Source organism: Streptomyces sp. NPDC092045, from assembly GCF_044756005.1.
Lineage (GTDB): Bacteria > Actinomycetota > Actinomycetes > Streptomycetales > Streptomycetaceae > Streptomyces.
In genome coordinates, this window is the sequence record NZ_JBIVSC010000005.1 from 32,682 (window position 1) to 59,076 (window position 26,395).

Below are 26,395 nucleotides of genomic sequence, written 5' to 3' on the forward strand. Positions count from 1 at the left end.
TTCCAACCTCTCGGGTACGGGGCCGAGCCGACCTGACCTGCGGGGACGGTACCAGGATCGGAGCCGTGCGGATCAGGTGGTCGTCGGACCGTGTGCCCGGCCGGGGGACCGGCCGGGCACGTCCGCGCACCTGGCCCCGGAGCTACGACGGGACCTTCGCGCCCGTCACCCGGCGGGAGCGCCCGCCGGCACGTCCGCCAGGACCTCGGCCAGGATCCGGGCCGCCCGCTCCGCGTCCGCGAACCCGACGTACAGCGGCGTGAAGCCGAACCGCAGCACGTCCGGGCGGCGCAGGTCGCCCACGACCCCGCGCCGGATCAGCTCGGCCATCACGGCCGGGGCCCCGGCGCACCGCAGCGCGACCTGGCTGCCGCGCTCGCCGTGGGCCTCGGGCGTGACCGACTCGACCCGGCCCCCGGGGACGTACGCCCGCACGCACTCCAGGAAGAAGTCGGTGAGGGCCAGGGACTTGGCCCGCACGTCCTCGACCGCGACCCCGTCCCACACGTCGAGCGCCGCTTCGAGCGCCAGCATGGAGAGGATGTCGGGGGTGCCGACCCGGCCCCGCACGGCGCCCGCCGCCGCCTCGTACCCGGAGGTCATCCCGAACGGGTCGGCGTGCGAGTTCCAGCCGGGCAGCGGCGAGTCGAAGGCGGCCTGGTGGCGCTCGGCGACGTACAGGTAGGCGGGCGAACCGGGTCCGCCGTTCAGGTACTTGTACGTGCAGCCGACGGCCAGGTCGACCCCGTGGGCGTCCAGGCCGACGGGCAGGGCGCCCGCGCTGTGGCACAGGTCCCAGACGGCGAGCGCGCCGGCCGCGTGCAGGGCGGCGGTGACGCCCGGCAGGTCGTGCAGCCGGCCGCTGCGGTAGTCGACGTGGTTGACGAGCGCGGCGGCCGTGCGCGGGCCCGCCGCCTCCGCCATCGCGGCCGGGTCGAGGGGCACGATCCGGTGGCCCGTCATCCGCGCGGCCGACTGCGCGATGTACCCGTCCGTGGGAAAGGTCGTGGCGTCCACCAGGATCTCGTCGCGTCCGTCGCCCGCGAGACGGGCGGCGGCGACGACCGCCTTGAAGACGTTCACGCTGGTCGAGTCGCCGACCACGACCTGCCCCGGACCGGCGCCGACGATCGGCGCGATCCGCTCGCCGATCCGTTCGGGAGCGGTCCACCAGCCCGACTCGTCCCAGGAGCGGATGCGCAGCTCGCCCCACTCGCGGGTGAGGACGTCGGCCATGCGGGCGGGGACGTGGGCGGGCAGGGCGCCGAGCGAGTTGCCGTCGAGGTAGACGGTGTCCGCGTCGAGGACGAACCTCGCGCGGTGCCCGGCGAGGCCGTCGGCCGCGTCGAGGTCCCCGGCGCGGGCCGCGAGGTGCTCCTCGCGGCGGCCCTTGAGGCGGTCCTTGAGCTGGTCCTTGAGGCGGCCCTTGAGGAGGTCAGACATGGCTGCGGGCCGTCCAGAGCTCGGGGAACACGTTCTTCTGGGCCCGCTTCTCCAGCCAGGCCACGCCCGCCGAACCGCCGGTGCCGGTCTTGGCGCCCATCGCGCGCCGGGTCGCCACCAGGTGGTCGTTGCGCCAGCGCCAGACCAGCTCGGCCACGTCGCTCAGGGCCTCGCCGAGCCGGACCAGCTCGGCGTTCTGGTCGGGGTCCGCGTAGATCCCGGCCCAGACCGCCTCGACCTCGGGCGAGGGCTCGTACCGCCCTGCCAGGTCACGGGTCAGGACGGCGGCGGGGACGGGCAGGCCGCGCCGGGCGAGCAGGCCGAGGACCTCGTCGTACAGGCTCGGCTCGTGGAGCGCCTTCTCCAGCTCGGCGTGGACGCGGGGCGCGCCCCTGTGCGGGACGAGCATGGACGCGGACTTCTCGCCGAGCAGGAACTCCATCCGCCGGTACATCGCGGACTGGAACCCGGAGCCCTCGCCGAGCGCGCCCCGGTAGGCGTTGAACTGGGCGGGGGTGAGCTGGGCGAGCGGCCGCCAGGAGTGGTTCAGGGCCTCCAGCTCGCGCACGGAGCGCTTGAGCGCGTCCGTCGCGACGGGGACGCGGTCCTCGCGCAGGGCGCGGCTCGCGGTCTCCCACTCGTGGACGATCACCGTGAACCACAGCTCCATGACCTGGGTGGTGACCAGGAAGACCATCTCGCCGGGGTCGTCCGAGCGGAGGTGCTGGAGGTGGGTGAGGACGTCCGCCTGGACGTAGTCCTCGTACGGCGTCGTGCCCGCGAAGTCGAGGTTCGGGGCGTCGGCGGCCGGAGCGGCCCCCGAGCCGTCGGGAGAAGCCCCGGAGGAATCGGGAGAACCCGGGAAGGTGGACATTTCTGTCTCCTCGGTACGTTCTACCGGGTAGCGGTCCGCTCGCACCGTGCGGCACCTCGTGCGGCACGGGAGCTCCGGTCCCCTCGGGAGGCGCGCTCCGTCGCGCGCCGTCCCAGTCGCATCATGGCACGATCGGCCCGGTGATGTAGCTCCCGTCTTCGCCATACGGGTAAGCGTTCGAAACGCAGCCGTCCAGTCCCTTGATCTGCTGCATCATCGCGGGCGCGGGCCTCCCCGGGCCCGGACAGGCCATGTGCTCCCGGATGCCGAGCTCGTGGCCGACCTCGTGGTTGATGATCAGGTGCCGGTACTCGGCGGGCGGGCCCGCGAAGGTCGGGGAGCCGAGCATCCACCGCCGGAGGTTCACGACGACGCCCTCGGTGGTCTCGCAGTTCAGCTCGCCGCCGGTGTCGAGGCCCTCGCGGAGGCAGAGCGCGTCGGCCGTGTCCGGGGTGGCGATCCGGATGACGAAGTCGGCCTCCTCCCGCTCGGAGACGAGCTGGAAGCGGCCCCGCCCGTGGGCGGCCCAGCCGCGCGGATGGGCCAGGATCCCCTGGATCTCGGCGGCCGTGCCGTCCGCCTCGACGTCGATGCCGTTCTCGACCTCGACCCGGTAGCGGCGCAGTTCGCCGCTCGCGCCGGTGGGGACGCCGGAGGCCCGCGCGATGGTGAAGGTGCCGGGGCCGGACTCCGGCACGACGGGCTTCTGCGGGACGGCCCCGACCGTCGGGGTGGGGACCCGTTCCGGGGTGGGCGTCGGCGTCGGCGCCGGGGCCGGGGTGCGCGTCCGTTCCGGCCGCGGTGACGGGGTCGGGGCCGGGACCGGTCTCGCCGTGGCGGGCCGGGGCGCGGGCGGGCCGGTCACCGGGGCCGCGCTCCCGGCCTCGGGGCCGGGCACGGGGAGGGCCGGGGCGGCCCGGCCGTCGGTCACCCCGCCGTTGAAGTGGGCGAGGGCCGCGCCGGCGCCGAGCGCGAGGGACGCCAGGAGCAGGGCGGGGAGGGCGAGCCGGCGCACGGGGCCGCGTCCGCGCCCGCCCCGTCGGCGGCTCTGCGCCCGTCGCCGTCCTGCGGGTGCGGCACGTTTGCCCACGACAGACTTCTCCCCTGTGTCGGCCGGCCTGGGGGAAGAGGAAGTGGGGCCTCGGTACCGGCGTGCGTCGGTGCTGTGGTCCCGGGGATCGTACCGGGCTCGTTCGAACAGAGCCGAAAAGCGCGGGGGCGGTTCCGAAAAGGCGGGAGGTTTCGAAAAGACGGGGGCGAAGAGGCGAGGGTGCGAAAAGGCGAGGGGTCTCGGAAAGGCGCCGGGGCGGCGGCCGTTCGACGGCCGCCGCCCCGGGATCCGCCGGTCTCAGCCGAGCGTCTCCGCCGCCGTCTCCGAGGAGTCGCGCAGGAAGGTCGTGCAGCGCTCGTACTCCTCCTTCTCGCCGATCTCACCGGCCGCCCGGGCCAGCGCGTGCAGCGCGCGCAGGAAGCCGCGGTTCGGCTCGTGCTCCCACGGGACCGGGCCGTGGCCCTTCCAGCCGCTGCGGCGCAGGGCGTCCAGGCCCCGGTGGTAGCCGGTGCGGGCGTAGGCGTACGACTCGACGACCCGGCCGCCCTCGAAGGCGTCGTCGGCGAGGCGCGCCCAGGCGAGCGAGGAGGTCGGGTACTTCGCGGCGACCTCCGCCGGAGCCGTGCCGCTCGCGAGCAGCTCGCGCGGACCCGGTTCGTCGGGCAGGTGGGTGGGGGCGGGTCCCCCCAGGAGGTTCTCGTGGATGGCCATGGGCCCAGTCTGCCTCAGTACCCGCGCCCCGAACCGCCCCGGCCCGACGGCCCGACGGCGTCCCGGTCACCCGACCCCGCCACGACGCCTCCGGCACCACCACAGCCCGGCCCCGTCACGACACCTCCGGCCCCGCCACGGTCCCTCCGGCCCGACGGCCCCGGCTCAGCGGTCCGCGTCCCGGCCGCCCCGGCCTCCCGGGTCGAGCGGCGGGGCCTGCACCCCGCAGTGCACCCGGCACTCCGGATGGCAGCGGTCACCGGCCCCGGCACCCGTCCCGGACGGCACCGCGGCCGGCGTCCGCACCGTCGTCCACGCCAGGACCGCGCCCGCCACCAGGATCCCCGCGCACATCGGCATCGCGCGCCGGAAGGTCTCCCCGAACTCGGCCGCCGAGCGGTACGCCTCCGGGCCCATCCCGGCCAGCATCGGCAGCGCGGCCACCGCGAGCAGCCCGGCCGCCCGCGCCGCCGCGTTGTTGATCCCGCTCGCCAGACCGGCCCGGGACACGTCCACCGAGGCGAGGACGGTCGCGGTCAGCGGGGCGACCAGGGCCGTCATACCGAGCCCGAGCACGAGCAGGGCCGGCAGCACGTCCCGTACGTACGAGGCGTCCTCCCCGACCCGCAGCATCAGCAGCATTCCGGCGGCGCACAGCAGCGGTCCCGCCGTGAGCGGGATCCGGGGGCCGATCCGCTCCCCCAGCTCCCCGGACCTCGCCGAGAACAGCAGCATGAGCACGGTCGTCGGCAGCAGGGCCGTACCGGCGGCGAGCGCCGAGTAGCCGGAGACCACCTGGAGCTGGAGGGCCGCCAGGAAGAAGAACCCGCCGAAAGCGGCGTACACGCAGAGGGTCACCAGGTTGACGGCGGTGAAGGTCTTCGAGCGGAAGATCGACGGCGGCACCATCGCCGCCTCGCCCCGCCGCCGCTCCAGCACCACGAACCCGGCCCCGGTGACGACCCCGGCCGCCCCCGCCCACCAGGCCGAACCGATCAGCGCGTACGTCACGAGCGCGAGCGCCGCCGCGCCCAGGATCGCGCCGAGCACGTCGAAGCGGCCGTGCGCGGCCCCGTCCCGCGACTCGGGCACGTGCCGGAGGGCGACCGGCACGCACACGAGGGCGAGCGGCACGTTCAGGAGGAACACCCACCGCCAGCCGGGCCCGTCCACCAGCCAGCCGCCGACGAACGGTCCGATCGCCGCGCCCACCCCGCCGAAGCCCGACCAGAGCCCCACGGCCCTGGCCCGGTCGTCCTCGTGGAAGCTCGCCTGGATCAGCGCGAGCGAGCCCGGCGTGAGCAGCGCCCCGCCCACGCCCTGGAGCGCGCGGGCCGCGATCAGGACCCCGGCGTTCGGGGCGAGCCCGCAGAGCAGCGAGGCGGCGGCGAACCACACCACCCCGGTCACGAAGACCCGGCGCCGCCCGAACCGGTCGCCGAGCGAGCCCCCGAGCAGGATGAGCCCGGCCAGGGTCAGCATGTAGGCGTTGACCGTCCACTGGAGGACGGCGAGGTCGGCGCCGAGGTCCTCGCCGATGTGCGGCAGGGCGACGTTCACGACGGTGGAGTCGAGCAGCGCCATCCCGGAGCCCAGGACGGTGGTGAAGACGATCCACCGACCGGTCCCGGAGGCCATCCGTACGTTCCGCTCGCCCATGTCCGCATGGTCCCGCGAAACGCGCCGCCCCGCGCCCCCGTGCGGAGCGCCCTCAGGCGGTCCGCAGCCGGCCCGCCGCCCTGACCAGGGCCTCCACGCCCCGTTCCGCCTTCTTCCGGGGGCAGCCCACGTTCAGCCGGACGAAGCCCGGCGTGCCGTACGTCCCGCCCGGCATGATCGCGACCTTCTCCGCCGTCACCAGCTCCTCCTGGAGCCGGGTCTCCTCGATCCCGAGGGGCCGCAGGTCGATCCACGCCAGGTAGCCGGCCTGCGGGGGCTCCCAGACCACCCCGGGAAGGCCCTCGGCGAGGCGTTCCCGGACCAGCTCCATCGTGCCCGCGACATAGCCGCGCAGCTCGTCCAGCCAGGCCGCGCCCTGCCGGTACGCGGCGATGTGGGCGGTCAGCGAGAGCACGGCGGGCGAGGCGAGCCCCTCGCCGGTCTCCATGCGCCGCACGAAGGCCTCGCGCTCGTCGGGGTCGCCGACGATCCCGTACGAGCCGGAGAGCGCGGGGAAGTTGAAGGCCTTGGTGGCGGAGGTGACCAGCGCCCAGCGGCGCCCCCGGCCCCGCTCCGCGATCCGGGTCCACGGCACGTGCCGGTGGCCCTCGCCGGTCAGGTCCGCGTGGATCTCGTCGCTGACGACGCTCGCGCCGTGCCGCTCGGCGAGCTCCGCGAAGGCGGTCAGCTCCGCCTCCGTCCACACCCGGCCGGTCGGGTTGTGCGGGGAGCAGAGCAGCAGCATCCGGCTGTCCGGCCGGGCCAGCTCGCGCTCCAGGGCCTCCGCGTCCCCGACCGGGACCCCGCGCAGCTCGCGCCCGAGCCCGGTGACGGCCTTGCGGAAGCCGTCGTACGTGGGGGTGTGGACGACCACGCCGTCACCGGGCTCCGTCCACATCCGCAGGAGCTGCGAGAGCTGGTTGAGCACGGAGGGGGCGTACACCAGGGAGTCCGGGTCGATCGCGGTGTCGTGGCGGCTGGCGTACCAGTGGCGTATCGCCCCGCGGAAGTCGCCGAGCCGCCAGTCCGTGTAGCCGAAGACCCCGTGGCCGACGCGCTCGCGGAGGGCGGCGAGCACCTCCGGCGGGGAGGCGAAGTCCATGTCGGAGATGGTGAAGGGGAGCAGGTCGGGCACCCCGAAGCGGTCCGCGATCCCGTCCCACTGGACGGACCAGGTGCCGCGCCGGTCGATCTCCCGGTCGAAGTCGTACATCAGGCCCTCTCGTCCCTCTCTTCCCGGTTCTCTCCCGACGGACGAAGGGCCCGGCATCCCCGCTCGGGGGTGCCGGGCCCTTCGCTCACGACGTGCTTACTTGAGCTTGGTGCCGGTCGAGCGCAGCGCGGCGCACGCCTCGGTCACGCGGACGGCCATGCCAGCCTCGGCCAGCTTGCCCCAGGTGCGCGGGTCGTAGGTGGACTTCTTGCCGACCTCGCCGTCGACCTTCAGGACGCCGTCGTAGTTGCGGAACATGTGGTCCACGACCGGACGGGTGAAGGCGTACTGGGTGTCGGTGTCGAGGTTCATCTTCACGACGCCGTTCTCCAGGGCGGTGGCGATCTCCTCGGCCGTGGAGCCCGAGCCGCCGTGGAAGACGAAGTCGAACGGGTCGGCCTTGCCGAACTTCGAGGCGACGCCGGCCTGGAGGTCCTTGAGGAGCTCGGGGCGGAGCACGACGTTGCCCGGCTTGTAGACGCCGTGCACGTTGCCGAAGGACGCGGCGAGCAGGTAGCGGCCCTTCTCGCCCAGGCCCAGGGCCTCGGCGGTGCGGATGGCGTCGTCGACGGTGGTGTACAGCTCGTCGTTGATCTCGTGCGTGACGCCGTCCTCCTCGCCGCCGGTCGGGGTGATCTCGACCTCAAGGATGATCTTGGCGGCGGCGGCCTTCGCGAGCAGCTCCTGGCCGATGGCCAGGTTGTCCGCGAGGGTCTCGGCGGAGCCGTCCCACATGTGCGACTGGAACAGCGGGTTCTCGCCCCGGGCGACGCGCTCGGCGGAGACGTCGAGCAGCGGACGGACGTAGCCGTCCAGCTTGTCCTTCGGGCAGTGGTCGGTGTGGAGGGCGACCGTGATGTCGTACTTCGCGGCGACGATGTGCGCGAACTCGGCCAGGGCGACGGCGCCCGTGACCATGTCCTTGTTGTACTGACCGCCCAGGAACTCGGCACCGCCGGTCGAGATCTGGATGATGCCGTCGCTCTCGGCCTCCGCGAAGCCGCGCAGAGCAGCGTGCAGGGTCTGGGACGAGGTCACGTTGATGGCCGGGTAGGCGAACTTGCCTGCCTTCGCCCGGTCGAGCATCTCGTTGTAGACCTCGGGGGTTGCGATGGGCATTCGTCCGCTCCTTGTGATGTGCGGGGTGTGTGCTGTTGCTGTCCCTGACCTGGGGGCGACGTCATCGTCGCCCCCATCCTTCCAGACTCTTGTGCGGGCTCCCATGGGCCCTGCGCGCCGAGGGGCGGGGTGTTTCACGTGAAACACCCCGCCCCTGGAAGAAAGAGCAGGTCAGGGCCGTTCTCGCCCCGCCCCGGGCCCTACGTCACGACTTCGCGGCAGTTACGCCAGGCCGAGGTCGCCGAGCTGGTAGCCGGTGAGGTACGGCAGCCCCGCCTCCGCGATGGCGCCGGCGGCGCCCCGGTCCACGATCGTCGCCACGGCGACGACCTCGCCGCCCGCCTCGCGGACGGCCTCGACGGCGGTCAGCGGCGAGCCGCCGGTGGTCGAGGTGTCCTCGACGACGAGGCAGCGGCGGCCCTTGACGTCCGTCCCCTCGATGCGGCGCTGCATGCCGTGCGCCTTCTGCGCCTTGCGCACGACGAAGGCGTCCAGGCGCTGCCCGCGCGCGGCGGAGGCGTGCAGCATCGAGGTGGCGACCGGGTCGGCGCCCAGGGTCAGACCGCCGACGCAGTCGAAGTCCAGATCGGCCGTGAGGTCGAGCATGACCCGACCGACCATCGGCGCGGCCTCGCCGTCCAGCGTGATCCGGCGCAGGTCGATGTAGTAGTCGGCTTCCAGACCCGAGGAGAGGGTCACCTTGCCGTGCACCACGGCCTTGTCCTTGATCTGCTGGAGCAGCTCAGCGCGTACGTCAGTCATGCTCCTGAGCTTAGGGCCTGGTCGGCCCCGGCCCGCCGGTCAGGCCCGGGGGGCCGCCGGTCAGGTCCTGGGAGCCCGCCGGTCGGGCCCGGGGGCCCGCCGGTCAGAGGCGCCGCCAGCTCCACGTGCTCTCGATCTCCAGGGGGTCGATCGGGGTGACCAGGCGCGGGTGGGTGTTGAGGCCGTTCGGGGGGCCGGACTGCGGCTCGACGCAGACCGCCTCCGCCTGCTCGTCGTAGATCACGACCCACTCGGTGCGGCCGGTGACCCTCAGCTCCAGCTCCTCCGGCCAGGTGAGGGTGACGTCGACGCCGCCGGGCATGCCGAAGCAGTCGTCCCAGGGGCCGGGGAGGGGGTCGATCCGGCGGCCGGTGGGGAGGTGGTCCTCGCCGCGCTCCTCCTGCCAGGCGGGCGCGAAGTCGACCCGGACGTCCTGGCCGCCCCGCCCCAGGTTGCGCAGGAACCAGGGGTGCCAGCCGGCCTGGGCCGGGAACGAGTCGTCGTAGGCCTCGACGCCGAAGCGGAGGGTGAGGGAGTCCTCGGCCAGCTCGAAGACCTGGGTGACCCGGCCCCCGTACGGCCAGGGGTCGCCGAGCTCGCAGACGAACACGGCCTCGGTCGCGGAGGTGCGGGCGGTCTTCCAGGCGAGGTCGCGGACGGTGCCGTGGATGGCGTGCGGAGGCGCGTTGACCGGGAGTCGGTGGGTGGTGGCGCCGTTGCGGAAGCGCCCGTTCCCGGTCCGCCCGCACCAGGGCACCATCGGGAAGCTTCCGTACCGCTCGCCCTGGCGCAGCACCTCGGTGCCGCCGATGCGCAGGCCCTCGATCCGGCAGCCGTTGTCGGGGTTGATGGTCAACTCGGCGTCGCCCGCCGTCAGTCGCGTCTGCATGCTCACGCTTCGACCCTAAGCCCGCGCGGCACGGAACGCGGCCGACCGTTTCGGGGGCGTCGCCGGAGCGTTCCGCGAGGCGCCCCCGGCGGCTTCGCCTGGCGATTCCTCAGCGGCGTCGCCGCAGGGCCCGGCCGACGACCACGGCGGAGGCGAGCGCGAGGGCCGCGGCCGGGGCGATCCAGCGCAGGGCGGCCCCGGCGCTGGTCGCCTCCGGCGCGGGAACGGGGGCGTACCGGCCGCGCGGCGGGGCGTGGTCGACCTCCTCGGCGCTCCGGCCGATCATGGTCCGGCGCGCGTGGGCGGCCTCGGCGGCGGGCTGCGGGGCGGGGAACTCGACCGGCGCGTCCCCGAAGCCCTCGTCGGGGAGGGGATCGAGGGCGGGCGGCGGCACCGGGGCGTCGAAGACGGCGCCGTGGTCGGCGGGCTCCTCCACCCCGTCGTCGACACCGTCGTCGTCGGCGGCGCCGTCGTCGTCGTCGGCGGCGGCGGCGGCGCCCGCAGCGTCCCCGGCACCTCCTGTGCCTCCGGTGTCTTCGGTGTCTTCGGTACCGAGGGCGTCGAAGGCGTCGGGCACGTCGAGCCCGGGACCGGCACCGGCGACGACGCCCGCACCGGCGCTCTCGCCCGCCCCCTCCCCCGCGGCCTCCGTCAGCGACTCCACGAACCGTTCGAGCAGCCGCGTGCCCGTCGCCGCCCTGGTCGCGTCCGTCTCGTCGGCGAGCCGGCCGGTCGCCGTCAGGGCGCCCGTGAAGCTCAGGTTCGTGCCCTCGGCCAGCGGGGTGAGGACCACGGTGAGGGACAGTTCCGCCGCGCCCCCGCCCCGGACCTCGGCGCCCTCGCCCTCGTAGGTGATGGCGCCGTCCCGCTCGACGATCCGCAGCGCGCCCCGGTAGGTGATGGTGTGACCGCCGACCCGGACCCTGAGCCTGCCCGCCAGGGGCTCCGCGTCGGCGTCCCGCTGGAGACCGGGCACGCAGCGCACCACGCGGGCCGGGTCCGTGAGCGTCGCGCGCAGGGCCTCGGCCGGTACCGGGACGAACACCTCATGCTCCATGGGAGCCGAGCCTACTCAGACCGGGGCTCCGCGTCGCCTGTTCGCCCCGCGTCGAAGGCCCCGGGCCCGTCCCTCAGTCGCCGTACCGCGGGTGCACCAGCGTCGAGGAGGGCGGTGCGGCGCCCCGGGTGCGTTCGGCGCGGGCGGCGGCGACCGCCAGGGCGTCCGCGCCGAGCGAGCGCGGCCGGGGCGCGTCGGGGGCGAGACCGAGGACGGGCGGCCGGTCGCCCGGGACCGCCAGGAGGAAGCCCCAGTCGCAGGGCCCCGGCCCCGTACCGGCGGAGCGGTCGGCGCGGTCGGGGCCGGCGGCGAAGCCGGGGGTGCGGCCGCTCGCGCTGTAGGGCCGGGTCGCGAACCCGGCGGCGCGCAGGGTGGCGTCGACCGTCCAGTAGGTGCGGGGCCGGTCGGTGACCGAGCCGGCGTGGACGGCGAACCGCCCGGACGGGCCGAGGACCCGGGCCACGAGCCCGTAGAACTCCTCCGAGTACAGCTTGGTGCTGGAGGTGATCCCGGGGTCGGGCAGGTCGGAGAGCACCACGTCGTAACGTTCCCGCACCCGGTCGGCGGCGCCCCGCAGCCAGTGGAAGGCGTCCTCGTGGACGACCCGGACGCGCGGGTCGAGGAACGCCCGCGCGTTGAGCCGGGCGAGCGCCGGATCGGTGCGGGCGAGGCGGACGACCCCGGGGTCGAGCTCCACCACGGTCACGGACCGGACGCCGGGGTGGCGCAGCACCTCGCGGACGGCCATCCCGTCCCCGCCGCCGACGATCAGGACGCGCGCGTGCGGGCCGTTCATCGCGGGGTGGACGAGCGCCTCGTGGTAGCGGTACTCGTCCCGGCCCGAGACCCGCAGCCGGCCGTCGAGGAACAGGTCGGGCGGCCCCTCCGGGCCCCCGGTCACCACGACCTCCTGGAGGTCGGTGTGGACGGCGACCCGCACGTCCTCCCCGTACACGGCCCGGCGCGCGGCCTGTTCGAAGTCGTCGACGAGGACGGTCGCGGTGGCGAGGACGGCCAGGACGCCCAGGTTCACGGCGAGGAGCAGGGCCCGGGAGCGGGCGGTCAGGTCGCGGCGGAACACCCAGAGGACGAGCCCGCCGCCCGCGACGGCGTTCACCGCTCCGGTGACGAGCGCGCCGGTGAGCTGGCCGAGCCAGGGAAGCAGCAGGAACGGGAAGGCGAGGCCGCCGACCAGCGCGCCGACGTAGTCGGCGGCGAAGAGGTCGGCGACCGTCCCGGCCGCGTCGTCCGGGTCCCCGGCCCCGGCCTTCCGCCCGGTCCGCTGCATCAGCGACATCAGGAGGGGGATCTCCGCGCCGATGAGCACCCCGATCGCGAGCGAGAACGCCACGACGACGTACCGCGACTCGCCGAGCCAGGCGAACGCCGCGTACAGCACCATCGCCGAGCAGCCGCCGACCAGCGCGAGCGCGGCCTCGACCAGGCCGAAGCCGACGGCGGCGCGGCAGCGCAGCCGCTTGGCGAGGAGCGAGCCCACCCCCATCGCGAAGACCATCACGGAGAGCACGACGGAGGCCTGGGTGACCGAGTCCCCGATCAGGTACGAGGAGAGCGCCACCAGTTCGAGCTCGTAGACCAGGCCGCAGGCGGCGCAGACGAAGACCACCGCGAGGACCGGGAACCGTACCGCCTCGCGCGGCCGGACGGGCCGCCGCGCGGGCGCCCGCCGTGCCCGTTCCTCGGGTGGCACGGTCAGGGTCGGCTCGATCATGCCGTAACGCTACGTCACGCCCCGGACGCCCCCGGTCACCGGGGCGAGTGCGCGGGGGGCTTTCGGGGGGCGCATCAGAGTGCGGCGGGCATGCGCGCGCCGATCCTGGTCCTGGTCACCACCAACTGCCCTTCCTGCGGGTAGGCGTGCCAGGTGCGCCAGCGGACCTGGCCCTCGTGGCGCTGGGCCAGCATCGCGGTGAAGGCGTGCGGGGAGCCGGGGAAGGTGCCGGCGAGTCCGTGGGGGTGGTCGGCGACGAGGGCGAGCAACTCCTGCGCGCGGCCCGCGAAGGAGCCCTCCGAGAGCGTCTCGACGCGCGCGGCGAACTCGTACTCCCAGCCGCCGACGCGCTTGGAGACGCCGAGCGGGAGCGGGGTGCTGCTGCCGGGCATGCACGCCACGGTCTCCGAACAGGTGCGCCCCCCCTCCTCCAGGAGGACCTGGTGCGAGGCGCCGAGCAGCCTCAACTGGAGCTTGGCGCCGGAGAGTTCGAGGTCGAGGACGGCGAGGGCGGGCAGCGGCTCGCGCCCGAGCGCCCAGGCCAGGTCGGCCGCGCGCGTGTCGGTGTAGGAGGTCTTCAGGGTGGTGAGCATGGGTCGGCTCCGCAAACACGGTTTGACGGGTGGGCCGGGGGCGCCCCGGTGAAGGGTTTCAACGGGAGTGGGGAATCGCCGGCTCGGGTCCACACACGGTCCGAGGGCTGTCTTGTCAGGAGCGAGAGAACCACGGACGCCGGACGACTCGCAGCGTTTTTACCCAACTTGCCGTGGTTTCCAACCCCTTCGGGGACCCCACAGTTCACTTGTTCAACCGGAATCGATCGCCCGGCGCACGCCGGCGGACGGCCCCGTGTGCTCGGCGCCGCCGGCGGCCCCGGGCACACCCGGGACCGCCGCCCGCGCGGACGTGCCGACGGGCCGCCGACACCCCCGTGGCCGGCGGCCCGCCCGCTCAACTGCCGCCGCAGCCGCCGCCACCGCAGCTGGAGCTGCTGGAACCACAGGAGCTGCTGGAACCGCAGGAGCTTCCGGAACCGCAGGAGCTGCCCCCGTCGACCCAGCCGCCGCTGCCGCCACTGTCGCTGCCGTTCTTCCGCCGCCCGCTCCGCTTCGCGCTCCCGGAGCGGGCGGCCGCGACGCGGTACGCGGCGAGGGACCTGCGGATGGCGGCGCGCTGCGCGGCGGCCGCGCGCCGCTTCTCGGCGGTGGCGACGAGGACGACGACGAGGACGAGCGCCACCACGAGGACGATGCCGATGAAGAGTGCCATGAGTACTTCCCCCGTTCTTCTGTGCGAGGGGGATTCCCACGCCGTTCCCGGCCCAAAGCACACTTGAGCAAGTCCAGAGCTTGGGCCCAGGATGGCGGGCATGACACGACCGCCGCTCAACCGCCGCCTCGCCGAGTTCGGCACGACGATCTTCGCCGAGATGTCCGCGCTCGCCGCCGGGACCGGCGCGATCAACCTCGGCCAGGGCTTCCCGGACACCGACGGACCGGAGGAGGTCAGGGAGGCGGCGGTGCGCGCCCTGCGGGACGGCCGGGGCAACCAGTACCCGCCGGGGCCGGGCGTCCCCGAGCTGCGGACGGCGATCGCGGACCACCAGCGGGAGCGGTACGGCCTGGAGTACGACCCCGACACGGAGGTCCTCGTCACGGCGGGCGCCACCGAGGCGATCGCGGCCTCGCTCCTCGCCCTGGTCGAGCCGGGCGACGAGGTGATCGCCCTGGAGCCGTACTACGACTCGTACGCGGCCTGCGTCGCGATGGCCGGCGGCACCCGCGTCCCCGTCACCCTGCGGCCCCACCAGGGCGCCTACGTCCTCGACCTGGACGAGCTGCGGGCCGCCGTCACCGACCGGACGCGGCTGATCCTGCTCAACACCCCGCACAACCCCACCGGCACCGTCCTCACCCGGGCCGAGCTGACCGCCGTCGCCGAGCTCGCGGTCGAACGGGACCTGCTGGTCGTCACGGACGAGGTCTACGAGCACCTGGTCTTCGACGGCGCCGAGCACGTGCCGATCGCGAGCCTGCCGGGCATGCGGGAGCGCACGGTCACCATCTCGTCGGCCGGCAAGACGTTCTCGTTCACGGGCTGGAAGGTCGGCTGGATCACCGCGAGCCCCGAGCTGACCTCGGCCGTCCGCTCGGCCAAGCAGTTCCTCACCTACGTCTCCTCCGGTCCGTTCCAGTACGCGGTCGCCGAGGCGCTCCGGCTCCCGGACGCGTACTTCGACGGCCTGCGCGCCGACCTGGCGGCCAAGCGGGACCTGCTGGCCGAGGGCCTCGCGAAGGCGGGCTTCGAGGTCTACCGCCCGTCCGGCACCTACTTCGTCACCACCGACATCCGCCCCCTCGGCGCCACCGACGGCTTCGCCTTCTGCCGCTCCCTCCCGGAGCGCGCCGGCGTCGTCGCCATCCCCAACGCCGTCTTCTACGACGACCGCGAGGCGGGCGCCCCCTTCGTCCGCTTCGCCTTCTGCAAGAGGGTCGAGCTGTTGGAGGAGGCCGTGGCACGGCTCAGGCGGCTGGCCTAGGAGAGCCCGGGGGAAAGGACGAAGGAGCCCGGCTCCCCCGTGGCGGGGGGCCGGGCTCCTTCGCGTGCCGGTGGGGCTCAGGCCTCGTCGCCGTCGGCCTTGTCCTCCGGGGACTCCAGGCCGAACTGCTCCACGATCCACTTGTCGAACTCGATGGAGGCGCGGACCCAGCTGACCGTGGAGGACACGAAGTGCTCCAGGGCGACGCCGGTGCCGATCAGCATCTGGGCCTCGCCGATGAGGCGGAGGGTGGCGGAGCCGTCCTCCTCCTCGTGCAGGTGGGTGTAGACCTTGGGCCACAGGGTGCGGCGGTTCCAGTCGTCGATCGCGTCGAGGATCCTCGTGCGGTCGTCGGCCGAGTGCGGGCGGTCGTAGAACGTCCGGACCGAGAAGACCTGCTGCTCGTCCTCGCCGCGGAACATGAAGTAGGTGCGGAACTCCTCCCACGGCGCCGCGAGGTCACCCTCGTCGTCGACGACGTACTTCAGCTCCATCTGGTCGAGGAGCTGCTTGACGAGGTCCTGGTCGGGGACGACGGGGCCCGCCGGTCCTGCGGCCTGAGGCTGGGGCTGGCCCCCGAAATTCGGAATCGAGGACGGGTCGATGCTCACCGTGTATTTCCCTTCGTACGGATGCTCGCCATCCTCCCCCATCCCTGCCGGTCCGTGGCAACCCCCGCTCCCGCGATCCGCTGCGGGCTGACAAGATCTGGTGCGCATGGGGGAAGAAGCGGTGCCGAAACGGAAGCCGGTGAGGGCGCGCCCGTGGACCTGGGTCTGGGCGACGGCCGTGGCGACGGTGGTCTGCGGCGGGCCGCCGGCCCTGCTGGCCTGGGGCGCCACGGCCTGGAGCGAGACGGGCCGGACGCAGCGGGTCGACTGCGCGAAGGCCATGGAGTTCGCCCGGGGGGCGCTCCCGGCGGACGCCCGGGACGCCCGGTGCACGGCGGCGCACTTCCAGGACACGCGGGTCGAGGCGGAGTTCCGGACGGACCGGGCCGGGGTCGGGGCCTGGCTGGCCGCGACCTATCCGGCCGGGGAGCCCGAGTCCTTCTGCGAGGCGGACGCGTGCGTGCGGGCGTCGTACGACGAGGTGCTGTTCGTGGACGTCTCGATCGCGTACGAGGACGGGGGGACCGCCCTCGTACGCGTCGTCGCCTTCGACCTCTGACCGGGGCCTAGGGCGTGTGTCGAAAGTCCCGCCTGCCCGGCGGCGCCCGGCACGCACGCTCGCCGCGTTGTCGGGATCACCCCGATACAACCAGTATCGGGGCGACCCTCCGCCTTGCGATCGCACGCACCGGACACCGCCGGGCCCGCCCTCCGAGCAGACGGCGCTACTTTCGACACACGCCCTAGCGGGCCGCCGGGCCCACGACCAGGTCGCCCCCGGAGCGCTCCACCCGGACCGTGTCGCCGTCCCGGACCTCGCCCGCCAGGATCTTCCGGGCGAGCCGGTCGCCGATCGCCGTCTGGATCAGACGGCGCAGCGGCCGGGCTCCGTACGCCGGGTCGTTGCCCTCCTCGGCCAGCCACTCCAGGGCCTCCGGGGTGACGTCCAGGGTGAGGCGCCGCTCGGCGAGCCGCCTGGCGAGCCGGTCGATCTGGAGCCGGGCGATCCGGCCCAGCTCGGCCCGGTCGAGGGCCGAGAAGACCACCAGGTCGTCCAGCCGGTTGAGGAACTCCGGCTTGAAACTGGCCCGCACGACCTCCAGGACCTGCTGCTTCTTGACCTCCTCCGAGGTCGCCGGGTCGACCAGGTACTGGCTGCCCAGGTTCGAGGTCAGGATCAGGATGGTGTTGCGGAAGTCCACCGTCCGGCCCTGCCCGTCGGTGAGCCGGCCGTCGTCCAGGACCTGGAGCAGGACGTCGAAGACCTCCGGGTGCGCCTTCTCGACCTCGTCGAGCAGGACCACGCTGTACGGGCGGCGGCGGACCGCCTCCGTGAGCTGGCCGCCCTCCTCGTAGCCGACGTAGCCGGGGGGCGCGCCGACCAGGCGGGCGACGGAGTGCTTCTCGCCGTACTCCGACATGTCGATGCGGATCATGGCCCGCTCGTCGTCGAAGAGGAAGTCCGCGAGCGCCTTCGCCAGCTCGGTCTTGCCGACGCCGGTCGGGCCGAGGAAGAGGAAGGAGCCGGTGGGCCGGTCGGGGTCCGCGATCCCGGCGCGGGTGCGGCGCACCGCGTCGGAGACGGCCCGGACGGCCTCGGACTGGCCGATGAGCCGCTTGCCGAGCTCGTCCTCCATGCGCAGCAGCTTCTGCGTCTCGCCCTCCAGGAGGCGGCCGGCGGGGATGCCGGTCCAGGAGCCGACCACGTCCGCGATGTCGTCGGGACCGACCTCCTCCTTGACCATGGTGTCCTTCGAGGACTCCTGCTGGGCCTCGGCCTCGGAGGCCTCCTCCAGCTCCTGCTCCAGGGCCGGGATCTCGCCGTAGAGCAGCTTGGAGGCGGTGTCGAAGTCGCCGTCGCGCTGGGCGCGCTCGGCGCGGCCGCGGGCCTCGTCCAGGCGCTCCTTCAGCTCGCCGACCCGGTTGAGGGACTGCTTCTCCTTCTCCCACCGGGCGGTGAGGCCGCGCAGCTCCTCCTCGCGGTCCGCGAGGTCGCGCCGCAGCTTCTCCAGGCGCTGCTTGCTCGCCTCGTCCGTCTCGTTCTTCAGGGCCAGCTCCTCCATGCGGAGCCGGTCCACGGAGCGCTGGAGCTCGTCGATCTCGACCGGGGACGAGTCGATCTCCATGCGGAGCCGGGAGGCGGCCTCGTCGACGAGGTCGATGGCCTTGTCGGGCAGGAAGCGGGAGGTGATGTAGCGGTCGGAGAGGGTCGCGGCGGCCACCAGGGCGGAGTCGTTGATCTGCACCTTGTGGTGGGCCTCGTACCGGCCCTTGAGGCCGCGCAGGATCGCGACGGTGTCCTCGACCGTCGGCTCGGCGACCAGGACCTGCTGGAAGCGGCGCTCCAGGGCGGGATCCTTCTCGATCCGCTCGCGGTACTCGTCGAGGGTGGTCGCGCCGACCATGCGCAGCTCGCCGCGGGCCAGCATCGGCTTGAGCATGTTGCCCGCGTCCATGGCGGAGTCGCCGCCGGCGCCCGCGCCGACGACCGTGTGCAGCTCGTCGATGAAGGTGATGATCCGGCCGTCGCTCTCCTTGATCTCGGAGAGGACGGTCTTCAGGCGCTCCTCGAACTCGCCGCGGTACTTCGCGCCGGCGACCATCGCGCCGAGGTCGAGCGAGACGAGCCGCTTGTCCTTCAGGGACTCGGGGACGTCGCCCTTGACGATCCGCTGGGCGAGGCCCTCGACGACGGCGGTCTTGCCGACGCCGGGCTCGCCGATGAGGACCGGGTTGTTCTTGGTGCGGCGGGAGAGCACCTGGACCACGCGCCGGATCTCGTGGTCGCGGCCGATGACCGGGTCCAGCTTGCCCTCGCGCGCGGCGGCGGTGAAGTCCGTGCCGAACTTCTCCAGCGCCTTGTACTGCCCTTCCGGGTCGGGTGTGGTCACCCGGCGTCCTCCCCTGTTCGTCTCGAAGGCGTCCAGCAGCCTCTTCGCGCTCGCGCCCTGCCGGTCGAGGATCTCACCGGCCCGGCCGCCCTCGGCCGCGATGCCGATGAGGAGGTGCTCGGTGGAGAGGAAGTCGTCCCCGAGCTCCTTGGCCCGCCGCGCGGCGTCCGCGATGACCGCGAGCAGCTCGCGGTTGGGCTGCGGGGGCGCGACCGTGGAGCCGGTGACGCTCGGCAGGGCGGCGAGGAGCCGCTCGGCCTCGGAGCGCACGGCCGCCTGGTCGGCCTCGACGGCGGCGAGCAGGTCGGTGATGTTCTCGTTGTCCTGACCCGCGAGGAGGGCGAGCAGCAGATGGGCCGGGGTCAGGTCCGGGTGTCCCCCGGACGCGGCGCGGCCGGTGGCCGCGTTGATCGCGTCCCGGCTCCTGTGGGTCAGTTCGGCGTCCATGTGCGGTGCTCCTCCTCGGCGTGCGGGTGCCTCGCGGATCCGTCCGGATCCGCTCCATGACTTCTGTGACTCCTCAAGAGTACACAAAGTTGAGTCGCTTGCGCTCAAGTTAACGGAGGGAGTCCCTCCCGGGTAGTTTCCGGGCATGGCAACGGATCCCAGGAACCCCACCGACTCGTACCTCGGCTTCTGGCGCGAGTACCACATGTGCACCCTGACCACCCCGCGGCCGGACGGCACCCCGCACGTGGTCGCGGTCGGCGTCACGTACGACCCCGAGGGCGGGTACGCGCGCGTGATCACCAACAAGAACAGCCGGAAGGTCGCCAACGTCCTGGCGGCGGGCGCGGAGGGCGCGCGGGTCGCGGTCTGCCAGGTCGACAGGGGGCGCTGGGCCACCCTGGAGGGCGTCGCCCGGATCCGCACGGAGACGGAGGCCGTCGAGGACGCCGTGGCCCGCTACGCGGAGCGCTACGGCCGCACGCCGACCCCGAACCCGGACCGGGTCGTGATCGAGATCGCCCTCACGCGGGCGATGGGCCGCGCCTGAGACGGGCGCGGGGCGCCCGGGGCCGCCGGGGCTCTCGGACCGGCGGGGCGCCCGGGGCCGCCGGAGCTCTCGGACCGGCGGGGCGCCAGGACCCCGGAAGAAGGCGCGGCGCCCGGAGAGAACACGGGCGCAGCACAGCGGCGCCATCGCGTTTCAGGTCCGCGATGGCGCCGCTGTGTGGGGGAAGTACCTGGGCGACCTACAACGACGGGGGGATCGCTCAGGCACTGCGGGGGGTGGCGGTGATGGTCTCGGGTTCGATCAGCTGGTGGTCCCGCTGATCGAGGTTGACGAAGATCATGCCGTACCGGATGGCACAGCGGATGGGCTGCGGGGCGCCGCGCGGCCGGCGCAGGCACCGGTAGGCGCGGACGTCCTCGTCCTGCTCCCGCGCGACGACGATCGGTTCTCCGAAGAGGGTGACCTTCAGCGAGTCGCCACGGTGGGGGATGGCCGTGGCGAGGTCGACGAAGTGCCAGCCCGACCGGTAGGCCGAGGCCATCTCCCGGCGGAACCTGCGGTCGTCCGGGGGGACGCTCACGCTCCGACACCCCTGGGCGCGATCTCCCAGGAGGGCTCGCCCTCCAGCGGGGCGACCTCCCACGAGGGCTCGCCCGGCTCGGCGAGCACCTCACGTGCCGGGGCGGTCTCCCACGAGGGCTCACCGGGCTTGGCGAGCAGCTCGCGCGCCGGGGCGGTCTCCCACGAGGGCTCGTTCTGCCCCGCCACCGAGTGCGCCGGGTGCGTCTCCCACGAGGGCTCGCCAACGGCGAGCGCACCGAGAGCAGCCGCCGCAACGGCTATGGCGCCAAGTGCACGAACCATCCTGGTCATGGCCGATCTCCACCTCTTTTGATCACTACCTCCCCCCCGCGCTTTAGACGATGGCTCACACCAGCTCCTTTTCACCACCCAAGCCGGGCATCATGTTCCTGTAATGCATGACCCTGAGGGGGTGTAAATGGGGCTTGAATGTGACGCTTCCGCACATAAGCACAGTCACGGGGAACTGTGCGCCGTGGGCAAGGACCTGTACGCGAAAGCCCTCCGCACGGGCCGAATAGCCCGTTCCGAGGCCGAGGCCGCCCCCTGTCTGAAGGAACTGTCGCTCCTGCACCCGGACCCGGACGACAGCCAGTGGCTGCACCCGATCCCGCCCACGATCGCCCTGAACCAGCTCATCCACCCCATAGAGCAGGAGATCCAGGCGCGCCGCCAGCACGCCATCGCCCTGGCCGACGTGTTCGAGCCGTTTCTCGCGATCCACACACCGGACCCCTCCGCCACACAGGCGATCACCGTCCTCGAAGGCCTCAGCGTCATCAACGCCACGCTGGACCGCGTCATCAACGAGTGCACGACGGAACTCCTCACCGTCCAGCCGGGCAGCGGACGGCGCCCCGAGACCCTCGAAGCGGCCCTGCGCCGCATGGAACCCCTGCTCGACCGGGGCGTCCGCATGCGCACGCTCTACCAGCACACCGCCCGGCACCACCCCGCCACCCTGGCCTACGTCGAGCGGGTCGCCCCCTACGGGCTCGCCCTGCGCACCCTGGAAGAGATCATCGACCGGCTGATCATCGTGGACCGGAAGGTGGCGTTCGTCCCGGCCCGCAGCGACCGCCAGGTCGCCCTGGAACTGCGCCACGAAGGGCTCGTCCAGTACCTCGTCGGCGTCTTCGAGCAGTTCTGGCTGCACGGCGTGCCCTGGGACGAGGAGATCCCCTACAAGCCGTCCGTGGACGGCATCGGCGGCGTCCAGCGCTCCATCGCCCGGCTCCTCGTCGAGGGGCACGTGGACGAGGCCATCGCCCGCCGGCTCGGCATGAACGTGCGCACCTGCCGGGCCCACATCGCCAAACTCGCCGCCACCCTCGGCAGCGGCAGCCGGGCCCAGCTCGGCTACCTCATCGCCCAGTCCGGCATCCTCGAACAGGACGAACCAGCACGGTGAACACCTCCATGGGCAGGGACGCGGACGTACGGATCGAACTCGACGGGCCCGCCGGGACCCTGCGCGTCTCCGGGCCGGGACTGCCCGTCGTGGAGCTCGTGCGGACCCCCGGGACCACGCCCGTGGACCACGTCCCGATCGGCACCCGCAAGGCGGCCCTCCTCGCGCTCACCGTGGACGGCGCCCCGGCCGTCCTCCACCCCGCCCGGGGACGGCTGCTGCGCCGCTCCTACCGGGTGGACGCCGTCGTCGGCGGGGTCCGCCACCGGCTCGTCCCCTGCTCGTACGCGGAGAGCCGGCTGACCCGGAACGGCCGGCGGCTCGGCACCCTGATCTCCGGCGGGGACGGGCGCGTGGACGCCGAGTGGCTGCCGGACCGCGCCCCCGAACCGCTCGACCTCGCCGTCGGCACCGCCCTCGCCGCCGCCTTCGGCACGGGGGCGGCCCCCTGGTGGGAGACGGTCGGCGACATCGTGGCCGAGCTGATCCCCTGAACCCCGGAACGCGCGAGGCCCCCTCCGCGGGTGCGGAGGGGGCCTCGTGACGTGAGGGGTGAGGGCGAAGTGCGCCGCTACTCGCCGCGCTTGGGGCGCCAGACCACCAGCGCGCTCGCCTGCTGCACGTCCTGGTACGGCACGAGGTCGCGCCGGTAGGAGGCGTGCACCTGGGCCTCGCGCTGCCGCATCGCCGCCGCCGCGCCGTCCACCGCCGCCGACAGCTCGGCGATCCGGCTCTGGAGCGCCGCGACCTGGTTCTCCAGTTCGATGATGCGCTTGATCCCAGCCAGGTTGATGCCCTCGTCCTGCGACAACTGCTGCACCTGGCGGAGCAGTTCGATGTCACGGGCCGAGTAGCGCCGCCCCCGGCCCGCCGTGCGGTCCGGGGAGACCAGACCGAGCCGGTCGTACTGACGCAGGGTCTGGGGGTGCAGACCGGAGAGCTGGGCCGCCACCGAGATGACGTACACCGGCGACTCGTCGGTCAGTTCGTACGGATTGCGTCGGCGCCCTTCCACCGGGTCACGCTCCCTTCGCGGCCTGGAACAGCTCGGCCCGCGGGTCCTCGGAGGCGGTCGCCTCGCGGTAGGTCTCCAGGGCCTCGCGTGCCTTGTCGTCCAGCTCCTTCGGCACGGCGACCTCGACCGTGACGAGCAGGTCGCCGCGCGTGCCGTCCTTGCGGACCGCGCCCTTGCCCCGGGCGCGCATGGTCCGGCCGTTCGGCGTGCCCGCGGGCAGTTTGAGGGTGACCGCGGGGCCGCCGAGGGTCGGCACCTTGATCTCGCCGCCGAGCGCCGCCTCCGTGAAGGAGACCGGCACCGTGACGGTGAGGTTGTCGTCCTTGCGGCCGAAGACCGGGTGGGCGTCGACGTGCACGACGACGTACAGGTCGCCGTTCTGCCCGCCGCGCTCGCCCGGCGCGCCCTTGCCGCGCAGCCGGATCTTCTGGTTGTCGCTCACGCCGGCCGGGATGCGGACCTGCATGGTGCGGGAGGACTTGGCCCGGCCGCTGCCCTTGCAGACGTCGCAGGGGGTCTCGGCGATGAGGCCGCGCCCCTTGCAGTCCACGCAGGGGTCGGTGAGCGAGAAGCCGCCGCCGCTGCCGCGCGAGACCTGCCCGGTGCCGACGCAGGTCGGGCACACCCGGGGGGTGCCGTTCTTGTCGCCGGTGCCCGAACACGCCGCGCACGGCTGCTGGCTGGACATCCGCAGCGGCACGGTCGCGCCCTCGATGGCCTCGGTGAAGCTGAGCGTCACCTCGGACTCGATGTCCTGGCCGCGCCGCGGCTGGGTGCGGGCGCCGCCCCCGCCGCGGTTGAACAGGCCGCCGAAGACGTCCCCGATGCCTCCGCCGCCCCCGCCGCCGAAGCCGCCGGGACCGCCCTGGGCGCCTCCGAAGAGGTCGCCCAGGTCGAAGTTGAACGAGCCGCCGCCCCCGGGACCGCCGGCCCGGCCCCCCTGATTGAAGAGGGCGCCGTTCCCGAAGAGCGCGCGGGCCTCGTCGTACTCCTTGCGCCGCTTGGGGTCACCGAGGACGTCGTTCGCCTCGGAGATCTCCTTGAAGCGCTCCTCGGCCTTGGTGTCGCCCTTGTTGGCGTCCGGGTGGTTCTCGCGGGCGAGCTTCCGGTACGCCTTCTTGATCTCGGCCTCGGTGGCGTCCTTGGGGACGCCGAGGACCTTGTAGTAGTCCTTCTCGACGAAGTCCTTCGTGCTCATCGACGTCCCTCCTTCCGGACGATCGTTGCGTCACCCCTCCTCGGGGGCACCGCTCTCCTCGTCGGCCGACTTCTTCTCGTCCTTGGCCGGGGCCGCGCCCGGCTGGGGCTCGGCGACTGCCACGCGGGCGGGCCTGATGGTCCGCTCGCCGATCCGGTACCCGGGCTGCAGGATCGCCACGCAGGTCGTCTCGGTGACGTCCGGCGCGTACGAGTGCATCAGGGCCTCGTGGATCGTCGGGTCGAAGGGCTCGCCCTCCTTGCCGAACTGCTGAAGACCCATCTTGGCGACGACGGTCTCCAGCGATTCGGCCACCGACTTGAACCCGCCCACGAGCTCGCCGTGGTCCCGGGCCCGGCCGACGTCGTCGAGCACGGGAAGGAGCTCGGACAGGAGGCTCGCGACGGCGATCTCCTTGACCGTGACCCGGTCCCGCTCCACGCGGCGGCGGTAGTTCTGGTACTCGGCCTGGAGCCGCTGGAGGTCCGCGGTGCGCTCGTCGAGCGCGGAGCGCACCTGGTCCAGCTGGGCCGTGAGGCCCGCGTCGGCGGCCGACTTCTGGCTGCTTGCGTCCCCGGCCGGGGCCGTCGCGTCCTCCTGGGCGGAGTCCTCGACGGCCTCGGCGGCGTCGTCAGGGGTGGCGCCGGAGGGGACGTCGGGCTTCTCCTCGAAGCCCGGGGTCTCCTCGGTCACGCCTGACCACCCTTCTTGGGCTCGTCGTCCACGATCTCCGCGTCGACGACGTCGTCGTCGGCCTTCGCCTGGCCCGCGGCACCGGCGTCGCCGGCCGCCTGGGCGCCCTGGGCGTCGGCGTACAGCGCCTGGCCCAGCTTCTGCGAGACGGCCGCGACCTTCTCGGTGGCGGTGCGGATCTCGGTGGTGTCCTCGCCCTTGAGCTTCTCCTTCAGCTCGGCGAGAGCGCCCTCGACCTCTTCCTTGACGTCGCCGGGAACCTTGTCCTCGTTGTCCTTGAGGAACTTCTCCGTCTGGTAGACGAGCTGCTCGCCCTGGTTGCGGGACTCGGCGGCCTCGCGGCGGCGGTGGTCCTCCTCCGCGTACTGCTCGGCCTCCTGGCGCATCCGGTCGACCTCGTCCTTCGGCAGCGAGGAGCCGCCGGTGACGGTCATCTTCTGCTCCTTGCCCGTGCCGAGGTCCTTCGCGGTCACGTGCATGATGCCGTTGGCGTCGATGTCGAAGGCGACCTCGATCTGCGGAACGCCGCGCGGGGCCGGCGGGAGGCCGGTCAGCTCGAACATGCCGAGCTTCTTGTTGTACGCCGCGATCTCGCGCTCGCCCTGGTAGACCTGGATCTGCACGGACGGCTGGTTGTCCTCGGCCGTCGTGAAGATCTCGGACCGCTTGGTCGGGATCGTGGTGTTGCGCTCGATGAGCTTGGTCATGATGCCGCCCTTGGTCTCGATGCCGAGGGACAGCGGGGTGACGTCGAGGAGCAGGACGTCCTTGACCTCGCCCTTGAGGACGCCGGCCTGGAGGGCGGCGCCGATGGCGACGACCTCGTCCGGGTTCACGCCCTTGTTGGCCTCGCGGCCACCGGTGAGCTCCTTGACCAGCTCGGCGACGGCCGGCATGCGGGTCGAGCCGCCGACGAGGACGACGTGGTCGATCTCGGAGAGGGCGATGCCCGCGTCCTTGATGACGTTGTGGAACGGAACCTTGCAGCGCTCCAGGAGGTCCGAGGTGAGCTGCTGGAACTGGGCGCGCGTGAGCTTCTCGTCCAGGTGCAGCGGGCCCTCGGCGGAGGCCGTGATGTAGGGCAGGTTGATCGTGGTCTCGGTCGAGGACGAGAGCTCGATCTTCGCCTTCTCGGCCGCCTCGCGCAGACGCTGGAGGGCCATCTTGTCCTTGGCCAGGTCCACACCGTGGCCGTTCTGGAACTGCGTCACCAGGTAGTCGACGACGCGCTGGTCCCAGTCGTCGCCACCGAGGTGGTTGTCGCCGTTGGTGGCCTTCACCTCGACGACGCCGTCGCCGATCTCCAGGAGGGACACGTCGAAGGTGCCGCCACCGAGGTCGAAGACGAGGATCGTCTGGTCGTCCTTGTCGAGGCCGTAGGCCAGGGCGGCCGCGGTCGGCTCGTTGACGATGCGCAGGACGTTGAGGCCCGCGATCTCACCGGCCTCCTTGGTGGCCTGGCGCTCGGAGTCGTTGAAGTACGCCGGGACGGTGATGACCGCGTCGACGACCTTCTCGCCCAGGTAGGCCTCGGCGTCCCGCTTGAGCTTCTGCAGGATGAAGGCGCTCATCTGCTGCGGGTTGAAGTTCTTGCCGTCGATCTCGATCTTCCAGTCGGTGCCCATGTGGCGCTTGACCGACCGGATGGTCCTGTCGACGTTGGTGACGGCCTGGCGCTTGGCCACCTCGCCGACGAGCACCTCGCCGTTCTTCGCGAAGGCGACGACGGACGGCGTGGTCCTGGCGCCCTCGGCGTTGGTGATGACGGTGGGCTCGCCGCCTTCCAGAACGCTGACGACGGAGTTAGTCGTGCCCAGGTCGATGCCGACCGCACGTGCCATTTCGATTCCTCCAGCTGACTGACTTGAGTGGTACTGGCTCAAGGATGCACGACTCCGGGGACCGAGTCAACAGACCTGAGTCGAGTCGGCTCAACTCTTCGTCGGCCCGGTCGCTCAAAGGCCCGGTCCGGAGGGGTGAGGAAGCG

Annotated in this window: 26 protein-coding genes; 5 read left to right on the plus strand and 21 right to left on the minus strand. The window is 73.1% G+C overall.

The features are described from left to right. Positions 1–165: 165 nt before the first annotated feature. The 13 genes from kynU to ACIQKA_RS16000 all read right to left on the minus strand — a co-directional run bounded on the left by kynU (position 166) and on the right by ACIQKA_RS16000 (position 13,779). Positions 166–1,443: a kynureninase gene (gene kynU / locus ACIQKA_RS15940; RefSeq protein WP_402541289.1), complete on the minus strand. Its 1,278-nt coding sequence runs from the start codon at positions 1,441–1,443 to the stop codon at positions 166–168. Then, positions 1,436–2,317, minus strand: coding sequence for a tryptophan 2,3-dioxygenase (locus ACIQKA_RS15945; protein ID WP_383436261.1), 882 nt, complete (start codon positions 2,315–2,317; stop codon positions 1,436–1,438). The genes kynU and ACIQKA_RS15945 overlap by 8 nt, the downstream gene beginning before the upstream one ends. A gap of 121 nt (positions 2,318–2,438) precedes the next feature. Continuing rightward, positions 2,439–3,332, minus strand: a complete 894-nt coding sequence (locus tag ACIQKA_RS15950; protein WP_402541290.1) for a DUF3152 domain-containing protein — start codon at positions 3,330–3,332, stop codon at positions 2,439–2,441. Between the two features lie 333 nt (positions 3,333–3,665). Then, positions 3,666–4,079, minus strand: a complete 414-nt coding sequence (locus ACIQKA_RS15955; protein WP_356539314.1) for a DUF3151 domain-containing protein — start codon at positions 4,077–4,079, stop codon at positions 3,666–3,668. Positions 4,080–4,244: 165 nt separating this feature from the next. Next, positions 4,245–5,738: an MFS transporter gene (locus ACIQKA_RS15960; protein ID WP_383436255.1), complete on the minus strand. Its 1,494-nt coding sequence runs from the start codon at positions 5,736–5,738 to the stop codon at positions 4,245–4,247. Between the two features lie 52 nt (positions 5,739–5,790). Beyond that, positions 5,791–6,951, minus strand: coding sequence for a MalY/PatB family protein (locus tag ACIQKA_RS15965; RefSeq protein ID WP_383150097.1), 1,161 nt, complete (start codon positions 6,949–6,951; stop codon positions 5,791–5,793). A gap of 96 nt (positions 6,952–7,047) precedes the next feature. Further along, complete coding sequence (gene fbaA / locus ACIQKA_RS15970) at positions 7,048–8,070, minus strand: class II fructose-bisphosphate aldolase (protein ID WP_383150095.1); 1,023 nt, start codon at positions 8,068–8,070, stop codon at positions 7,048–7,050. Between the two features lie 222 nt (positions 8,071–8,292). Further along, on the minus strand, positions 8,293–8,832 hold the full coding sequence (pyrE, locus tag ACIQKA_RS15975; protein ID WP_383150094.1) for an orotate phosphoribosyltransferase: 540 nt from the start codon (positions 8,830–8,832) through the stop codon (positions 8,293–8,295). A gap of 103 nt (positions 8,833–8,935) precedes the next feature. Further along, a complete protein-coding gene (locus ACIQKA_RS15980; RefSeq protein ID WP_383150343.1) occupies positions 8,936–9,721 on the minus strand; it encodes an aldose 1-epimerase in 786 nt (261 codons plus the stop codon). A gap of 109 nt (positions 9,722–9,830) precedes the next feature. Beyond that, entirely contained in the window at positions 9,831–10,778 is a 948-nt protein-coding gene (locus tag ACIQKA_RS15985) for an SRPBCC family protein (protein WP_402541292.1), read from the minus strand. Positions 10,779–10,851: 73 nt separating this feature from the next. Next, positions 10,852–12,510, minus strand: coding sequence for a polyamine aminopropyltransferase (locus tag ACIQKA_RS15990; RefSeq protein ID WP_383440982.1), 1,659 nt, complete (start codon positions 12,508–12,510; stop codon positions 10,852–10,854). A 74-nt stretch (positions 12,511–12,584) separates the two neighbouring features. After that, entirely contained in the window at positions 12,585–13,103 is a 519-nt protein-coding gene (locus ACIQKA_RS15995) for a DUF2617 family protein (protein ID WP_383150089.1), read from the minus strand. A gap of 358 nt (positions 13,104–13,461) precedes the next feature. Next, a complete protein-coding gene (locus tag ACIQKA_RS16000; protein WP_383436246.1) occupies positions 13,462–13,779 on the minus strand; it encodes a hypothetical protein in 318 nt (105 codons plus the stop codon). 91 nt (positions 13,780–13,870) lie between these two features. Between ACIQKA_RS16000 and ACIQKA_RS16005 the strand changes: the two genes are divergently transcribed. After that, entirely contained in the window at positions 13,871–15,049 is a 1,179-nt protein-coding gene (locus ACIQKA_RS16005; RefSeq protein ID WP_383150086.1) for a pyridoxal phosphate-dependent aminotransferase, read from the plus strand. 77 nt (positions 15,050–15,126) lie between these two features. On the opposite strand, the gene ACIQKA_RS16010 is transcribed toward ACIQKA_RS16005, so the two are convergent. After that, complete coding sequence (locus ACIQKA_RS16010) at positions 15,127–15,660, minus strand: YbjN domain-containing protein (protein ID WP_383150084.1); 534 nt, start codon at positions 15,658–15,660, stop codon at positions 15,127–15,129. A gap of 121 nt (positions 15,661–15,781) precedes the next feature. On the opposite strand from ACIQKA_RS16010, the gene ACIQKA_RS16015 reads away from it, so the two are divergent. Further along, a complete protein-coding gene (locus ACIQKA_RS16015; RefSeq protein WP_391094777.1) occupies positions 15,782–16,219 on the plus strand; it encodes a hypothetical protein in 438 nt (145 codons plus the stop codon). A gap of 184 nt (positions 16,220–16,403) precedes the next feature. On the opposite strand, the gene clpB is transcribed toward ACIQKA_RS16015, so the two are convergent. Continuing rightward, positions 16,404–18,998: an ATP-dependent chaperone ClpB gene (clpB, locus tag ACIQKA_RS16020; protein WP_383150080.1), complete on the minus strand. Its 2,595-nt coding sequence runs from the start codon at positions 18,996–18,998 to the stop codon at positions 16,404–16,406. A gap of 145 nt (positions 18,999–19,143) precedes the next feature. On the opposite strand from clpB, the gene ACIQKA_RS16025 reads away from it, so the two are divergent. After that, on the plus strand, positions 19,144–19,548 hold the full coding sequence (locus ACIQKA_RS16025) for a pyridoxamine 5'-phosphate oxidase family protein (protein WP_383436240.1): 405 nt from the start codon (positions 19,144–19,146) through the stop codon (positions 19,546–19,548). 220 nt (positions 19,549–19,768) lie between these two features. Here the strand turns inward: ACIQKA_RS16025 and ACIQKA_RS16030 are convergent, their stop codons facing one another. Then, on the minus strand, positions 19,769–20,089 hold the full coding sequence (locus tag ACIQKA_RS16030) for a hypothetical protein (RefSeq protein ID WP_030206166.1): 321 nt from the start codon (positions 20,087–20,089) through the stop codon (positions 19,769–19,771). Continuing rightward, positions 20,086–20,373, minus strand: a complete 288-nt coding sequence (locus tag ACIQKA_RS16035; protein ID WP_383219300.1) for a hypothetical protein — start codon at positions 20,371–20,373, stop codon at positions 20,086–20,088. Before ACIQKA_RS16035 ends, ACIQKA_RS16030 begins: the two co-directional genes overlap by 4 nt. A gap of 136 nt (positions 20,374–20,509) precedes the next feature. On the opposite strand from ACIQKA_RS16035, the gene ACIQKA_RS16040 reads away from it, so the two are divergent. Together ACIQKA_RS16040 and ACIQKA_RS16045 are read left to right on the plus strand one after the other, a co-directional pair. Next, positions 20,510–21,502, plus strand: a complete 993-nt coding sequence (locus ACIQKA_RS16040; protein ID WP_383150076.1) for a helix-turn-helix transcriptional regulator — start codon at positions 20,510–20,512, stop codon at positions 21,500–21,502. Next, positions 21,499–21,996 (plus strand): hypothetical protein, encoded by a 498-nt coding sequence (locus ACIQKA_RS16045; protein ID WP_383150074.1) that lies wholly within the window; start codon positions 21,499–21,501, stop codon positions 21,994–21,996. The genes ACIQKA_RS16040 and ACIQKA_RS16045 overlap by 4 nt, the downstream gene beginning before the upstream one ends. A 77-nt stretch (positions 21,997–22,073) precedes the next feature. Here the strand turns inward: ACIQKA_RS16045 and ACIQKA_RS16050 are convergent, their stop codons facing one another. The 4 genes from ACIQKA_RS16050 to dnaK are packed head-to-tail and all read right to left on the minus strand — an operon-like array spanning position 22,074 to position 26,249. Next, positions 22,074–22,517 carry a heat shock protein transcriptional repressor HspR gene (locus ACIQKA_RS16050; protein WP_121830304.1) on the minus strand — a complete coding sequence of 148 codons (444 nt, stop codon included), beginning with the start codon at positions 22,515–22,517 and terminating at the stop codon, positions 22,074–22,076. 4 nt (positions 22,518–22,521) lie between these two features. After that, a complete protein-coding gene (gene dnaJ, locus ACIQKA_RS16055; RefSeq protein WP_383436231.1) occupies positions 22,522–23,715 on the minus strand; it encodes a molecular chaperone DnaJ in 1,194 nt (397 codons plus the stop codon). A 30-nt stretch (positions 23,716–23,745) separates the two neighbouring features. Continuing rightward, complete coding sequence (gene grpE, locus ACIQKA_RS16060) at positions 23,746–24,408, minus strand: nucleotide exchange factor GrpE (protein WP_383150070.1); 663 nt, start codon at positions 24,406–24,408, stop codon at positions 23,746–23,748. Next, complete coding sequence (dnaK, locus tag ACIQKA_RS16065; protein ID WP_383150069.1) at positions 24,405–26,249, minus strand: molecular chaperone DnaK; 1,845 nt, start codon at positions 26,247–26,249, stop codon at positions 24,405–24,407. The genes grpE and dnaK overlap by 4 nt, the downstream gene beginning before the upstream one ends. Between the last annotated feature and the right edge of the window lie 146 nt (positions 26,250–26,395).

Excerpts from the sequence above, each read along its gene's own strand:
- ACIQKA_RS16000 (WP_383436246.1), bottom strand. The coding sequence starts at position 13,779 with ATGGCACTCTTCATCGGCATCGTCCTCGTGGTGGCGCTCGTCCTCGTC.
- ACIQKA_RS15955 (WP_356539314.1), bottom strand. The coding sequence starts at position 4,079 with ATGGCCATCCACGAGAACCTCCTGGGGGGACCCGCCCCCACCCACCTG.
- ACIQKA_RS15945 (WP_383436261.1), bottom strand. The coding sequence starts at position 2,317 with ATGTCCACCTTCCCGGGTTCTCCCGATTCCTCCGGGGCTTCTCCCGAC.
- ACIQKA_RS16025 (WP_383436240.1), top strand. The coding sequence starts at position 19,144 with ATGGCAACGGATCCCAGGAACCCCACCGACTCGTACCTCGGCTTCTGG.
- ACIQKA_RS15965 (WP_383150097.1), bottom strand. The coding sequence starts at position 6,951 with ATGTACGACTTCGACCGGGAGATCGACCGGCGCGGCACCTGGTCCGTC.
- kynU (WP_402541289.1), bottom strand. The coding sequence starts at position 1,443 with ATGTCTGACCTCCTCAAGGGCCGCCTCAAGGACCAGCTCAAGGACCGC.
- ACIQKA_RS16005 (WP_383150086.1), top strand. The coding sequence starts at position 13,871 with ATGGCGGGCATGACACGACCGCCGCTCAACCGCCGCCTCGCCGAGTTC.
- ACIQKA_RS15980 (WP_383150343.1), bottom strand. The coding sequence starts at position 9,721 with ATGCAGACGCGACTGACGGCGGGCGACGCCGAGTTGACCATCAACCCC.
- dnaJ (WP_383436231.1), bottom strand. The coding sequence starts at position 23,715 with ATGAGCACGAAGGACTTCGTCGAGAAGGACTACTACAAGGTCCTCGGC.
- ACIQKA_RS15985 (WP_402541292.1), bottom strand. The coding sequence starts at position 10,778 with ATGGAGCATGAGGTGTTCGTCCCGGTACCGGCCGAGGCCCTGCGCGCG.
- ACIQKA_RS15960 (WP_383436255.1), bottom strand. The coding sequence starts at position 5,738 with ATGGGCGAGCGGAACGTACGGATGGCCTCCGGGACCGGTCGGTGGATC.
- fbaA (WP_383150095.1), bottom strand. The coding sequence starts at position 8,070 with ATGCCCATCGCAACCCCCGAGGTCTACAACGAGATGCTCGACCGGGCG.
- ACIQKA_RS16040 (WP_383150076.1), top strand. The coding sequence starts at position 20,510 with ATGGGGCTTGAATGTGACGCTTCCGCACATAAGCACAGTCACGGGGAA.
- dnaK (WP_383150069.1), bottom strand. The coding sequence starts at position 26,249 with ATGGCACGTGCGGTCGGCATCGACCTGGGCACGACTAACTCCGTCGTC.
- ACIQKA_RS15990 (WP_383440982.1), bottom strand. The coding sequence starts at position 12,510 with ATGATCGAGCCGACCCTGACCGTGCCACCCGAGGAACGGGCACGGCGG.
- clpB (WP_383150080.1), bottom strand. The coding sequence starts at position 18,998 with ATGGACGCCGAACTGACCCACAGGAGCCGGGACGCGATCAACGCGGCC.
- ACIQKA_RS15995 (WP_383150089.1), bottom strand. The coding sequence starts at position 13,103 with ATGCTCACCACCCTGAAGACCTCCTACACCGACACGCGCGCGGCCGAC.
- pyrE (WP_383150094.1), bottom strand. The coding sequence starts at position 8,832 with ATGACTGACGTACGCGCTGAGCTGCTCCAGCAGATCAAGGACAAGGCC.
- ACIQKA_RS16035 (WP_383219300.1), bottom strand. The coding sequence starts at position 20,373 with ATGGTTCGTGCACTTGGCGCCATAGCCGTTGCGGCGGCTGCTCTCGGT.